This is a genomic window from Dokdonella sp. (genome assembly GCF_019634775.1).
In the GTDB taxonomy this organism is placed as follows: Bacteria; Pseudomonadota; Gammaproteobacteria; order Xanthomonadales; family Rhodanobacteraceae; genus Dokdonella.
In genome coordinates, this window is sequence record NZ_JAHCAS010000001.1 from 1,106,460 (window position 1) to 1,119,696 (window position 13,237).

The 13,237-nt window shown below is 68.3% G+C and carries 10 protein-coding genes; 5 read left to right on the forward strand and 5 right to left on the reverse strand.

The features are described from left to right. Positions 1–282: 282 nt before the first annotated feature. From KF907_RS04755 to KF907_RS04775, 5 genes are all read right to left on the reverse strand, one after another. The gene (locus KF907_RS04755; protein ID WP_291218703.1) at positions 283–1,656 is read right to left on the reverse strand and encodes an AMP-binding protein; all 1,374 of its coding nucleotides are present in this window, start codon (positions 1,654–1,656) and stop codon (positions 283–285) included. Positions 1,657–1,687: 31 nt separating this feature from the next. Beyond that, a complete protein-coding gene (tsaC, locus tag KF907_RS04760; RefSeq protein WP_291218705.1) occupies positions 1,688–2,248 on the reverse strand; it encodes an L-threonylcarbamoyladenylate synthase type 1 TsaC in 561 nt (186 codons plus the stop codon). Between the two features lie 36 nt (positions 2,249–2,284). Then, a complete protein-coding gene (locus KF907_RS04765) occupies positions 2,285–4,777 on the reverse strand; it encodes a DNA topoisomerase I (protein WP_291218707.1) in 2,493 nt (830 codons plus the stop codon). 187 nt (positions 4,778–4,964) lie between these two features. Next, complete coding sequence (dprA, locus tag KF907_RS04770; protein WP_291218709.1) at positions 4,965–6,104, reverse strand: DNA-processing protein DprA; 1,140 nt, start codon at positions 6,102–6,104, stop codon at positions 4,965–4,967. A 210-nt stretch (positions 6,105–6,314) separates the two neighbouring features. Continuing rightward, positions 6,315–7,472 (reverse strand): LysM peptidoglycan-binding domain-containing protein, encoded by a 1,158-nt coding sequence (locus KF907_RS04775; RefSeq protein ID WP_291218711.1) that lies wholly within the window; start codon positions 7,470–7,472, stop codon positions 6,315–6,317. Positions 7,473–7,738: 266 nt separating this feature from the next. Between KF907_RS04775 and def the strand changes: the two genes are divergently transcribed. The 5 genes from def to KF907_RS04800 are packed head-to-tail and all read left to right on the forward strand — an operon-like array spanning position 7,739 to position 13,190. Next, positions 7,739–8,260 carry a peptide deformylase gene (gene def / locus KF907_RS04780; RefSeq protein ID WP_291218713.1) on the forward strand — a complete coding sequence of 174 codons (522 nt, stop codon included), beginning with the start codon at positions 7,739–7,741 and terminating at the stop codon, positions 8,258–8,260. 5 nt (positions 8,261–8,265) lie between these two features. Next, the gene (gene fmt, locus KF907_RS04785; protein ID WP_291218715.1) at positions 8,266–9,216 is read left to right on the forward strand and encodes a methionyl-tRNA formyltransferase; all 951 of its coding nucleotides are present in this window, start codon (positions 8,266–8,268) and stop codon (positions 9,214–9,216) included. Beyond that, a complete protein-coding gene (rsmB, locus tag KF907_RS04790; protein ID WP_291218718.1) occupies positions 9,213–10,532 on the forward strand; it encodes a 16S rRNA (cytosine(967)-C(5))-methyltransferase RsmB in 1,320 nt (439 codons plus the stop codon). The genes fmt and rsmB overlap by 4 nt, the downstream gene beginning before the upstream one ends. Beyond that, a complete protein-coding gene (locus KF907_RS04795) occupies positions 10,522–11,052 on the forward strand; it encodes a DUF4390 domain-containing protein (protein WP_291218720.1) in 531 nt (176 codons plus the stop codon). Before rsmB ends, KF907_RS04795 begins: the two co-directional genes overlap by 11 nt. Further along, the gene (locus KF907_RS04800; protein WP_291218722.1) at positions 11,031–13,190 is read left to right on the forward strand and encodes a sensor histidine kinase; all 2,160 of its coding nucleotides are present in this window, start codon (positions 11,031–11,033) and stop codon (positions 13,188–13,190) included. Before KF907_RS04795 ends, KF907_RS04800 begins: the two co-directional genes overlap by 22 nt. Positions 13,191–13,237 lie beyond the last annotated feature (47 nt).

A 13,237-nucleotide genomic window follows, 5' to 3' on the forward strand; every position in this document is an offset into this window, starting at 1 on the left:
TCGGGTGTACGCAACGGCACCCCCGGATCCCCGCCACCTCCCTGGCAGGATCCTCCGGGAATCGGTCCCTCCCCAGACCGGTTTTCGACCCCGCGCCCCGAGGGCTCCCCCTGGCCCTCGGGGCTTTTATTTGCGCAATCCATGCCGAACGCATGGAACCGCCGCAAATCAGCACTCCGACGCGGATTCAGCCGCGACACGTCCTCCACCCCGCCCCTGCAGAAAGGGCATCAGGGCGAGAGTCATTTTTCACCCAAGCTGCTCAGCCGCCGCCGGGCCGGGTTAGTCGTCCGATGCTCCCGTCAGCGCCGCCAACAGCGCCGCGCGCGGCAGCTTGCCGGTTTCGTTGCGCGGCAGGCGCTCGATCCTGCGTAGTGGCCGCGGGAGGAACACCGGGTCGACCTGCCGACGCAGGGCATCGAGAATGTCGACCACGTTGCGTGACGGTGCGACGACCAGCGCGGCGATGCGCCGCACGCCTGCTTCGCACTCGTCGAGCTGAAAGACCACGCCGTCGTCCACGCCGGGCACGGCGAGCAGGCGTCGCGTGAGGTCGCCGAGCGAGGCACGCTTGCCAGCGATCTCGAGCAGGTCGGCATTGCGTCCACGCAGCGCAAAGCGTTGCTCGGGCAGCAGTTCGATCACGTCCTGCAAGACCACCGGGTGGGCGATGTGGTCAGCCTCGACGAGGGTGCCGTCGGGCTGCGGGCGCAACGTCACGCCGTCATAAATGCGCCACGCATCCTCGCTCGCGCTGCGCCGATGGGCTATCACACAGGTCTCGGTGGATCCGAACAGCTCGATGACCGGTGCGGCGAAACGCTGCTCGGCAAGCGCAGCAATGTCGGCCGCAAGTGGCGCGGTAGCTGAAACGATTGCCGCGACATCGGGCAGCGGCGTGTCCGCCAGGAGCAGGTTGCGCAGGTGGATCGGTGTCGTCACCAGCACGCGCGGAGACGGCGTCTGCGCGAGTGCGGCGGCGATGTCGGCCGGGAAGAAAGGCTTGCCGGCGTGCACGGCAAACGGCCCGAGCAGCGGCAGCAGCACCGACATCTCGATGCCGTACATGTGCTGCGCTGGCACGGTGGCGACGATCGAAGCGACCTCGCCCTCGCTGAGGCCGATCGTCCGCATCAGCAGCTGAGCATTGTGGCGCGTGCCGATTTCGAAATCCCGCCAGCGCTTGGTGTTCGCCTTCGGCTGTCCGGTACTGCCCGAGGTGAATCCGATCGCGACGATCTGCTGAGGATCGATATCAAGGCTGCGCCGATCGGCACCGCCCACGTTCGTGAATGCGTGGTTCGGAATGCGCAGATAGCGTGCCGGCGCCGGCTCAAGCGCCGCATCGCCCACGGCGTAAGCCTGTGCATCGATCGCCATGACCTGATCGATCGCCCGGGGGGCGCGCGACGGCGGCAACAGGTTGGTCTGGCCGCGCGCGGCCACGGCGCAGAACGCGGCGATGAAGGCATAGCGGTCTTCGCACAGGTTGACCGCATGGACGGCTACCGGCAGATGTCGTGCGATCGCCTCGACGTCGGCGAGGAAGCGCGCCAGCGTGACCGGCACGCCGTCGCGCCAGGCGATTACGCGATCGGCCGCGCCGCAAAGCGCATGCGCGCGTCGCCCATCAAATGGATCGAGGTATGCGGACACGCTTCTCCCCTGGCGATCGTTCTGAGCACCCTTAGCGTCGCAACAACGCACCACTGATAGCGTCGCGGATCGGCGTGGGTCGCTCAAGTCCTCCGAGTGCGCCGTCGACGAGGGCATCGATGTCGTACCCGAAGGCCAGACGCACCGCTTCGGCGCAGCGGGCCGGGGCTTCGCCGTGGCGGTTCGCGCTGGTCGAGACGAGGGCGCCGCCGAAGGCGGCGCACAACGCGGCGGCAGTCGGATGCGCGGTCACTCGCAGGGCGATGCCGGGATGGTCGCCCGCGATCCATTCCGGCACACCGGGTGCGCGCGGGAAGACCCAGGTCTGTGGGCCGGGCCAGCTCGCCAGCGCGCGTTCGAGCGCTTCGCGCGGCGTGGCGGGATCGATGTACGGGACGATCTGGGCGAACTCCCCACCAACCAGCAACATCCCTTGCGTCGGTGGCCGTTGCTTGAGCGCGAACAGCCGGGCGACCGCGACCCGGTTGCTTGGATCGCAGCCAAGGCCGAACACGGCTTCGGTGGGCCAGGCAACGACACCCCCTCGACGCAATGCCGCGGCCGCGGTGGGGATGTCGTCGGTATCGGTCATTCGCGTTGCGCTGTGGTGCTGCGGTTGGCGATGGACTCAGGGTGCGGCTTTCCTTGCCGGCGTCTTCCGCGTCGCCGCTTTCTTGGCCGGCGCCTTCTTCGTGGCGGCGGCCTTCTTCGCCGCCGGCTTCTTCGCCGCCGGCTTCTTCGCAACCGGCTTCTTCGCAACCGGCTTCTTCGCAACCGGCTTGGCAGGTGTTTCCTTGGCCGCCTTCGCCTTGCCGAAACGACCGCCGCGCTTCGGGCGGTTCGGTGCGGCGGCGAGCAGTTCGACGCATTCGGCTTCACTCAGGTCGCGCGGCTCCCGGTCCTTCGGAATACGCGCGTTCTTGTCGCCATCGGTGATGTAGGGGCCGTAGCGGCCGTTGAGCACCTGGATGCCGTTGCCGAAATCGCGGATCGTGCGATTGGCGATCAGCTCGATCTTCTCGCGCATGAGTTCGAGCGCGCGGGGCAGCTCGATGGTGTACGGATCATCATCGGGTTTCAGCGAGGCATACATCGCGCCGTGCTTGACGAATGGTCCGAAGCGACCGATGCCGACCGTGATCTCCTCGCCGTCGGCGGCCTGACCGAGCGTGCGCGGCAGCTTGAACAACTCGAGCGCCTCGTCGAGGGTGATCGTGTGCATGCTCTGGCCTGGTCGCAACGAGGCGAATTTCGGCTTGTCCTCGTCGTCCTTGGTGCCGATCTGTGCGAACGGCCCGTAGCGGCCGAGCCGCACCTGCACGGGCTTGCCGGTTTTCGGATCGGCGCCGAGTTCGCGCGCGCCGGTCGCCTCGGAGCGGTCGACGGACTCGCTCTTGTCGTCGACGGTCGCCTTGAACGGCTTCCAGAACTTCTCGAGCAGGGGTATCCAGTCCTCCTCGCCGCGGCTGACCGCGTCGAGCTCGTCTTCGAGTCTTGCGGTGAAGTCGTAGTCGACGTACTGGGCGAAATGCCCGGACAGGAACTTGCCGACCGCACGACCGACATCGGTTGGACGGAAACGACGGCTGTCGAGAACCACATACTCGCGGTTGAGCAGCACCTGGATGATGCTGGCGTAGGTCGACGGGCGGCCGATGCCGTATTCCTCGAGGGCCTTGACCAGGCTCGCTTCGGAATAGCGCGGCGGCGGCTCGGTGAAGTGTTGATCGGCGACGATGGCGGCGAGTGGCACGGCCTCGCCGATCTTCATCGCTGGCAGCTTGCGGCCATCGTCGTCGTCATCGGCGCTCTTCTGGTCGCGTCCTTCCTCGTAGACGGCCAGGAAGCCCGGATCGACGACCGTGGTGCCGCTGGCGCGGAACATCGAATCCATGCCGGGATCGAGATCGACACTGACCGTGTTGAGGGTCGCATGTTGCATCTGGCAGGCGACCGTACGCTTCCAGATCAGTTCGTAGAGCTTGCGTTGCTCGTCGTTGAGGAAGGCGGCGACGTCGCGCGGACGCAGCGAGGCCGAGGTCGGGCGGATCGCCTCGTGCGCTTCCTGGGCGTTCTTCGACTTGTTGCGGTAATAGTGCGGCGTCTCGGGCAGGGACTTGCCGCCGAAGTCGGCGGCAATGACCGCGCGCAGTTCGTGGATCGCCTCGGCGGACAGCGACACCGCGTCGGTGCGCATGTAGGTGATGAGGCCGACCACACCGCCGTCGCCGAGAGCGACGCCTTCGTAGAGGCCCTGGGCGACCTTCATGGTGCGGCTGGTCGAGAAGCCGAGCTTGCGCGCGGCCTCTTGCTGCAGGGTCGAGGTCGTGAACGGTGGCGCTGGCCTGCGTTTGCGTTCCTTGGATTCGATGTTGGCGACGACCAGACGGCTGAGCGCAGCCTTTTCCAGCGCGCTGCGCGCGGCTTCGGCATCGTCGCCGTTGCCGAGATCGAACTGCTCGAACTTCTTGCCACGCAGTCGCGTCAGGCGTGCGCTGAAACGCTGGTCTGGATGTGCGCAATCGGCCTCGATGGTCCAATACTCGCGCGCCTTGAATGCCTCGATCTCCTCCTCGCGCTCGACGATCATGCGCAGCGCCGGCGACTGCACGCGTCCAGCCGAGAGGCCCCGTTGTACCTTGCGCCAGAGTACCGGTGAGAGATTGAAGCCGACCAGGTAGTCGAGTGCGCGGCGTGCCTGCTGGGCATTGACCAGGTCCATCGAGAGCTGGCGCGGATGGGCGACCGCTTCCTTGATGGCGCGCGGAGTGATTTCACTGAACACGACCCGGTGAACCTGCTTGCCGTCGAGCAGCCTGCGGGCCTTGAGGATCTCCGCGATGTGCCAGGAGATCGCCTCGCCTTCACGGTCGAGGTCGGTGGCGAGATACAGCGAGTCGGCGGCCTTCGCCGCCTTGGCGATCGCGTCGACGTGTTTCTCGTTGCGCTCGATGACCTCGTAGTTCATGCGGAAGTGGTGGTCGGGATCGACCGCGCCTTCCTTCGGCACGAGGTCGCGCACATGGCCATAGGAGGCGAGGACCTGGAAATCCTTGCCGAGGTACTTGTTGATCGTTTTCGCCTTGGCCGGCGATTCGACGATGAGCAGATTCTTGGCCATGTTGCGGTCCTTGCCGCCGATGGATGCGTGGCGCCGCGAGGCAACCGGTCAGGAATGCGGAGAAGGCTTCATTATTCAGGAAGGCACAGGCCTTCGCCGGCTGTCAAGCTAGGGGCCGGTCAGGCCTCCTGAGGGGCGCGGACTATAGCCCATGACGGTGCCGGGGATAGTACGGGGGCTTGCCCCTTCAACCCGGGTGCCGGGCGTACAGGCCGCCGCGCGCGGCCAGCACCTCACCCTCCAGCTCAAGCACGAGCAGCATCGAAGACAGCGCGGCCACGCCAAGTCCGGTGCGCTCGGCGAGCACGTCGAGCGCAACCGGCTCGGATTCCAGGGCGGCCAGCAATGCCGCGTAGTCGCCATCGCGGCCCTGTGGGTCGGCGCGCATCGACGTGGGTTCGAGCTCCGGCAGCAATGCCAAGCGGGCGCGCAGGCGCGTGCCCGCCGCCGCCGCATGCGGGCCCAGCTCCTCGATGATTTCCGCGGCACTTTCGACCAAGCGGGCACCGTCGCGGATGAGCTGGTGGCAGCCGCGTGCGAGCGGGTTGTTGACCGAACCGGGTACGGCGAACACCTCCCGCCCCTGTTCGCTTGCGCATCGTGCGGTGATCAGCGAACCGGAGGCGAGCCCCGCTTCGATCACGAGCGTGCCGAGCGACAATCCCGAAATGATGCGGTTGCGCTGCGGGAAGTGCTCGGGCCGTGCGGTCGTGCCGGGCGGGAACTCGCTGACCAAGGCGCCTCCGGCGGCGATGCGTGCGGCCAGCGCGCGGTGCTTGCGCGGATAGACGAGATCGGGGCCGGTGCCGAGCACGGCGATCGTGCTTCCGCCGACGTCAAGCGTGGCCGCGTGTGCGCTGCCGTCGATGCCGTCGGCCATGCCGCTGGTGATCGCGAAGCCGGCGCCGGCCAAGGCACGCGTGAAGCGGCGCGCGATCGCGAGTCCGTGTTCGCTGGCCGCGCGGCTGCCGACGACCGCGACCTGTGGCAGCCACAGCAGGCTGGCGTCGCCGGCGACGAACAGGGCAGCGGGAGCACCGCCGATTTCGCGCAGCAGGGACGGATAGTCGGGGTCGTCCCAGCCGATCAGATGATGGGTTTCGTCGGCCAGCCACTCGCGGTCGGCGGCAAGGCGCGCCTCGTCCGGCGCGTCAAGCCAGGCGCGCGTCTCGTCGGCAAGGCCGACAGCACCGCCACCGCGCAGCGTGGCCAGCGCGTTGCCTGCGCTGCCGTGCTGCGTGACGAGAGTGCGCAGGGCGGCCGTTCCAAGCGCGGGTGCGCGCAGCAAAACCAGCCAGGCATCCAGATTGCCGTCGGGGGTTTCCATGGGTGCGAGTCTAGGGATGCTCCGATCAATCCCGCAATGGCGTCATGGCATTCGCAAGGTTCGCAGCGGGGTGGGCGTGGCGAAGTGCAGGCAGGTTGCCTGGACGAGCCGCGCACGCCGCGCTGCGGGCCTTCCCGGGAGCCTGCGCAGCAAATGAAAACGGCGCGGTCCTGGTGGGCCGCGCCGTTCAAGTTTCAGGTGTCGGTCTGTTCAGGGCGTCGAATCGGGATCGTGCGCAAAATCGCCGCGGTGGACCGGGCGAACGCTGTCCATGACGAGGGCGTAGCTGACGCGCTCGAAGGTGCGGAACACCATGACATGACCGATGAACTCGGGCGGCAGCTTGACCTTGGAGTCGCGCGGATTGAGGAATGCGCGCATCTTGCCCTTCGGGTAATCGGTGTCATCGTGGACGACTTCGCCGTCGGTGTAGATCGAATAGGTCGTGCCGTTGTCGACGCCGTCGGCACTGCCGCGCGAGAGGGCGACGACCTGGTAGGCGCCGACCGCGTTGAGCGCGTCGGTGAAGGCGATGACACGCATGTTGTCGGGCGCCGATGCGGGCGGGTGCGGCACGAACTGGTCGTCGTACGGCTTCGGGTCGAGCGGCAGGACGTAGTCGCCTTCCTTGACCTCGAACTCCGAGTCGGTGACCAGGGCCGAGGCCGGGTCGCCGCTGCGCGTGACCTGGATGGTGCCGAACTCGAGTACCTCGTAGCCGAGGAAGCGCACCCGGCCCTGGAACGACCACTCGTGCGGACCATGTCGCCAGAGCAGGCTGGCGCGGCCGTCGCGGCCGTCGCGCGGCTGGCGGTATACCTCGCGGGTCTGGCCCTCGTCCTTGGGCGGCATGTCGTAGTAGCGCCCGCTCGGGCGCACCACGGCAAACTTGTCGCCGACGGCAGCATCAAGGCCACGGATGTACACGAGCTGTCCGCTCGCGCCGCGCAGTCGATTCTCCTCAATGGCGACGACGTGTGGAGCGCCGTTCAGCTCATTCTCGCCGACCACGCGGGCGTTCTTGAGGTATTGCTTGATGAGCGACAGCGGAATCGGCTTGACCGCGTCTTCGAGCGAGGTCGCGCGGGCGTGGGGGCCGAACGAGCCTTCGCCGTGGGTCACGCCGTTGCCCGAGATGACCAGTTCGTCACCGGGATAGATGAGGTGTGGGTTTCGGACTTGCGGATTGAGCTGCCAGATCTCCGGCCAGTGCCAGGGCTTGGCGAGGAACTTTGCCGAGATGTCCCACAGCGTGTCGCCCTTCTTCACGACATAGCGGTTCGGCGCTCCTCCCGCCCACTGGGTCGCGGCATACACGGACAGCGTGAGCAGCACCCCCGCCGAAAGCGAAAGTAGTTTTTTAAGCATGGCTGCCAATACCCTGATTCCCCAAAGGCTTCGCCAGTGTATAGGAAACTTTAATGGGGGAGAATGACCGGTGTCCCGAAATCGGCCGTCGGTCACATCCTGGCCCGCCGGGGCGGATCGGGCCGTTCCCGGGACAGGCGGCCGGCGCATTCGCCGCTCAGGCGGGGAGTGCGTAGAATCCGCTCCCCCTGCGCGCTTGCCGCAGGCCTGTTGCAGCCCCATCTCGGATGCGGGCCCGCGCCGCCCGCCGCCGTCCGGATACCGCCATGGCCATCAGAGAGATCGTCGAGTTCCCCGATCCGCGACTGCGCACCAAGGCGCAGCCGGTCACCGTGTTCGATGCCGACCTGAAACGGCTGGTCGCCGACATGTTCGAAACGATGTACGAGGCGCCGGGCATTGGCCTGGCCGCGACCCAGATCGACGTGCACAGGCAGCTCCTCGTGCTTGACGTGTCCGAGGAGAAGAATGCGCCACTGGTGGTGATCAACCCGCGCATCGTGCAGAGCGAGGGCAAACAGGTCTACCAGGAGGGCTGTCTGTCGGTGCCTGGCATCTTCGCCGACGTCGAGCGCGCCGAGCGCATCCGCGTCGAGGCGCAGGACGTCGACGGCAAGCCGGTGACGATCGAGGCCGATGGTCTGCTCGCGGTTTGCATCCAGCATGAGATGGATCACTTGCTCGGCAAATTGTTCGTCGACTATCTGTCGCCGCTCAAGCGTGAGTTGGTGCGCAAGAAGCTGGCCAAGCAGCGGCGCAACGCCGAGCCGGCTGCCGTAGGCGTCTGATCCGCATGGCCATGCCGGTCCGCGTGGCGTTTGCGGGGACGCCGGAGTTCGCCGTGCCCTGCCTCGAAGCCTGCCGAGCGGCTGACGGTGTCGACCTCGTTGTGGCCTATACCCAGCCCGATCGTGCCGCCGGCCGCGGCCGCAAGCTCGTCGCCAGCCCGGTCAAGCAGGCAGCGCTCGCCGCCGGCATCGCGATCGAGCAGCCCGAATCCCTGCGCAGCGCCGAGGCGCGTGCGCGCCTCGCTGCCTGGGCGCCTGATCTGCTCGTCGTGGTCGCCTACGGCCTGATCCTGCCCAAGGCCGTGCTCACCTTGCCGCGCCACGGCTGCTGGAACGTGCACGCTTCGCTGCTGCCGCGCTGGCGTGGTGCAGCGCCGATCCAGCGCGCGATCCTTGCGGGCGACGCCGAGACCGGCGTCGATCTCATGCTGATGGAAGCAGGCCTCGACACCGGGCCGGTGCTGCTCGAGCGGCGCACGCCGATCGCCGCCGACGACACCGGTGGACGACTGCACGACCGCCTGTCCGCACTCGGCGCCGAGCTGATCGGTGAGGGATTGGCGCGCCTCGTGCGCGGCGAGCCGATGCCTGCCGTCACCCAGGCCGAGGACGGCGTCGTCTACGCGCGCAAGCTCGACAAGGCCGAGGCACGCATCGACTGGACGCAGCCGGCGATCGCCATCGAACGCCTGGTGCGCGCCTTCGACCCGTGGCCGGTCGCCGAGACCATGCTCGATGGCGAGCGCCTGCGCGTGTGGGCGACGCGCGTGCTGGCGGGCGCCGAGGGCCACGTGCCCGGCGAGATCGTCGCCCTCAGCGCGGACGGCATCGATATCGCCACTGGAGACGGCGTGTTGCGCCTGGTCGAAATCCAGCGCGACGGCGGCCGGCGCATGGCGGCGCGCGACTGGCTCAATGCGCGACCCTCCCTCGTTGTCGGTGCGCGCGCCACATGAATCATGCCCAGGCCGGCGCCACCCTGCGCGCCGAAGCCGCGCGTGCGCTGGCCCGCATCGTGTTCGGCGGTCAGTCGCTGCGCGTCGCTTTCGATGCGCGCGCGGCACGCATCGCCGATCCGCGTGACCGTGCCCTGCTGTCGGCGCTGTTGCACGGCGGTGCGCGCTGGTGGTTGCGCCACGATGCCGTGCTTGCCCGACTCATGGAGCGGCCGCTGCCGCCGAATGCACGCGAGATCCGCGCACTGCTCGTGCTCGGCTTCATCCAGATCGATGTGCTTGGCATGCCGGACTACGCGGTCGTTGCCGCCTGCGTCGATGCCACGCGTGTACTCGGCCAGCCGCGTCACACCGGCCTCGTCAATGCCGTGTTGCGGCGCTTCGTGCGCGAGCGCACGGCCCTGCTCGCAGAACTCGATGCCGATGTCGTCACCCGCCACGCCCATCCGCGCTGGCTGGTCGATGCACTCGCCAGCGACTGGCCCGACGCATTCGAATCGATCCTGGCCGCGAACAACCGCGCGGCGCCGCTGGTGTTGCGCACCAATCGCCGCCGCGGCACGCGCGCTGCGCTGGCCGAGCGATTGAGTGGCGCGGGTATCGCGGTGCAGGCTCCGGACGATCTTGCCGACGCGCTGGTGCTGAGCGAGAGTGCCGACGTGAGCCGACTGCCAGGCTACGCCGAAGGCCTGTTCTCGGTGCAGGATGGCGCCGCCCAGCGCGTGGTCGACCTGCTCGACCTGGCCGACGGCCAGCGCGTGCTCGATGCCTGTGCGGCGCCGGGCGGCAAGAGTGCTCACATGCTGGAGCGCGCACGCATCGAGCTGGTCGCGCTCGACGCCGATGCCGGGCGCCTGCCACGCGTACGTGAGAACCTCGCCCGGCTCGGCCTAGCCGCCGACGTGTGCCACGGCGATGCCGCACAGCCGGCCGACTGGTGGGATGGGCGCTTGTTCGAGCGCATCCTCGTCGATGCGCCGTGCTCGGCGACCGGCATCATCCGTCGCCAGCCCGACATCAAGCTGCACCGACGTCGCAGTGACATTGCCGTGCTGGCAGCCACCCAGGGCAGACTGATGGCCGCACTCTGGCCTATGCTCGCGCCCGGTGGGCGCCTCGTCTACGCGACCTGTTCGGTGCTGCGTGCCGAGAACGAGGCGGTGGTGGGTCGATTCCTCGATACGCATGCCGATGCGAAGCCGGTCGCGGTGCCGCCCTCGTTCGGCCTTTCGGCCGGAAGCGGACGGCAGAACCTGCCCGGCAGCGGCGACAGCGATGGTTTCTACTATGCGCGCATGGACAAGATTGGCGGCTAGCCTCGGCGCGGTCTTCGCGCTGATCGGCTGCGACCAGTTGAGCCACCAGATCCCGGGTCAGCTCGTCGTGCGCCAAGCGCGTATCGTCGACGTCGCCGACGGTACCCAGCTCGATCTGGACATCGATTGCCAGCTCAACGGGCCGATGAGCGATGCGCTCGAACACGGCATCCCGCTCACCCTCGGCATCGAGGTCGAGGCCGCCGGTCGCGCCGCGCCGCCGCAGCGCCTCGCCCTCGAACTGCGCTATTTCCCACTGACTCGCCGCTACCAGTTGCGTGAAGCGGATGGCGGGGCGGTGCGCAGCTTCTCGGCCTATGGCTCGCTGTTCGACGCGCTCGGCGCAGTGCGCATGCCGTTGCCGGACGCCTTCGCCAAACTTCCGGCCGGCACGCGCGTGCGCGTGCGCGTCGGCCTCGACCATGGTGCGCTGCCGGGCCCGCTGCGCCTGCCGGCGATCCTCGAACCCGCCTGGCGACTCGTCGCCCCGGAGTACGCATGGACCGTCGCGGCTGGCTGAACCTGCTGCTGCGCCGCGTGCTGCCGGCCCTCGCGGTGCTGGCCCTGCTCGCCGCGTCGCTGAAACTCGCCGAGGACGCGGCGGGTGGCGCAACCCGCTATGTCGACGCCTACGCCTGGGTCCTCGGCGCGGCGGCACTGGCCCTGGTCCTGCTGATCGCCCTGATCGGCCAGCGTCTGTGGCGGTTGCGCCGCGACCTCGGCCGCGGCGCACCCGGTGCGCGCCTGAGTCGGCGCCTGCTGATCGTGCTCGTGCTGCTCGCGGTACCGCCGGTGGTGGTTGTGTACGGCTTCGCCGTGCGCTTCCTCAATGCCACCGTGGACAGCTGGTTCGACGTCAATCTCGAACGCGCACTCGACGACTCGCTCGAGATCGGCCGCATCGTCATCGACGAACACCTGCGCCGCGCCGAGAACGGCACGCACGAACTGGCCAGCGAACTCGTCAGCGTGTTCGACCGCGACATGCAGGCCACGCTCGACCGCGAGGTCGAAGCGCTCGCCGCGACCCAGCTCACCGTGTTCGACGCCGACCGCCGCGTGCTGGCCATGGCCAGTTCCGATCCGCGCTACCTCGACCCCGAGTATCCGGACGCGACGACGCTGATCCGCCTCAGCAGCGACGGCCGCTACGTCGCCGCCGAGCCGGTCGGCGACAGCCTGCTGCTGCGCGTGGTCATTCCGGTCGGCGAGGGCGCGACGGCGACCGGCAGGCGCCTGTTGCAGGGCCTGTATCCACTGCCCGAGCGCCTGCAGCCACTGACCCGACGCATCGAGGACGCGACCTTCGACTTCCAGCGCCTGAAGTACCTGCGCGGTTCGCTGAAGCTCACCTTCGCGATGATCCTGACCTTCGTGCTGCTGCTGTCGGTGCTGTTCGCCCTGCTCGCCGCGTTCGGCGTCGCGCGCCGCCTGCTCGCTCCGGTCGGCCGCCTCGTGCACGCCACGCGCGCGGTCGGCGCAGGCCGCTACGACACGCCGCTGCCGGTGGCCAGCAACGACGAGCTCGGCTACCTCGTCAACTCGTTCAACCAGATGACGCGCGAACTCGAGCTGGCCGGCACGCGCGCGCAGCGCAGCGCACAAGAGATCGAAACCCAGCGCGCCTGGCTCGGCGCCGTGCTCGAACGCCTGTCCGCCGGCGTGCTCGGCTTCGACCGCAGCGGTGCATTGCGCATCGCCAACCGCGCCGGTGAGGCGATCCTCGGCCTGCCGTTGTCGAACTGGATCGGTCGCAGCCTTGTCGATATTCGGCGCGAACGTCCCGAGCTCGCCGCGATCGTCGATCCGTTGGCGCGGCACATGCGCGAAGGCCTGCGCGAATGGCGCGAGGAAATCGTCGTCGAGGCCGCCGAGGGTCGTCGCGTACTGATGCTGCGGGGTGCCGCACTGCCGGCCGAGGGGGGCTTCGTCGCCGTGTTCGACGACCTCACCGTGCTCAACAGCGCGCAGCGCGATGCCGCCTGGGGCGAGGTCGCGCGGCGCCTCGCCCACGAGGTCAAGAATCCACTGACTCCGATCCAACTCGCTGCGGAGCGCCTGCGTCGACGTTTCATCGGCCGTCTGGCCGCCGACGACAGCGAATTGCTCGACCGTGCCACGCATACCATCGTCAGCCAGGTCGAAGCGCTCAAGACCATGGTGAATGCGTTTGGCGACTATGCGCGTCCGCCGCAACTCAATGCGCGACCGATCGCCCTGCACGCGCTGCTCGGTGAGGTGCTCGACCTGTATGCGAATGACCAGCGGCTCGCCCTGACCCGCCATCTCGCCGAGGGCGAACTGCTGGTCAAGGCCGATCCGGTACGTTTGCGCCAGGCCCTGCACAACCTGCTCAAGAACGCGCTCGAGGCGATCGGCGAGGAACGCAAGCCGCAAATCCAGGTATCGACGCGGATCGAGCGCGACGCCGACGGCGCCTGGGTCGAGCTCTGCGTTGCCGACAACGGGCCCGGCCTGCCGGAAGGCTTCGGCGAACGTTGGTTCGAGCCGTACACGACCAGCAAGGCGCGCGGCACCGGGCTTGGCCTTGCCGTGGTCAAGAAGATTGCCGAGGAACACGGCGGCAGCGTGCGTGCCGAGAACCGCAACGGCGGCGGAGCCGAGTTCCGCCTGCGCCTGCCGCTGGAACCGGACTGACGCGGGTGACGAATCAGGCCACGGCTGCCTCGGGGTTTGTGACATCG

Coding starts and splice junctions, on each gene's coding strand:
- tsaC (WP_291218705.1), bottom strand. CDS start 2,248: ATGACCGATACCGACGACATCCCCACCGCGGCCGCGGCATTGCGTCGA.
- KF907_RS04765 (WP_291218707.1), bottom strand. CDS start 4,777: ATGGCCAAGAATCTGCTCATCGTCGAATCGCCGGCCAAGGCGAAAACG.
- dprA (WP_291218709.1), bottom strand. CDS start 6,104: ATGGAAACCCCCGACGGCAATCTGGATGCCTGGCTGGTTTTGCTGCGC.
- KF907_RS04775 (WP_291218711.1), bottom strand. CDS start 7,472: ATGCTTAAAAAACTACTTTCGCTTTCGGCGGGGGTGCTGCTCACGCTG.
- def (WP_291218713.1), top strand. CDS start 7,739: ATGGCCATCAGAGAGATCGTCGAGTTCCCCGATCCGCGACTGCGCACC.
- fmt (WP_291218715.1), top strand. CDS start 8,266: ATGGCCATGCCGGTCCGCGTGGCGTTTGCGGGGACGCCGGAGTTCGCC.
- rsmB (WP_291218718.1), top strand. CDS start 9,213: ATGAATCATGCCCAGGCCGGCGCCACCCTGCGCGCCGAAGCCGCGCGT.
- KF907_RS04800 (WP_291218722.1), top strand. CDS start 11,031: ATGGACCGTCGCGGCTGGCTGAACCTGCTGCTGCGCCGCGTGCTGCCG.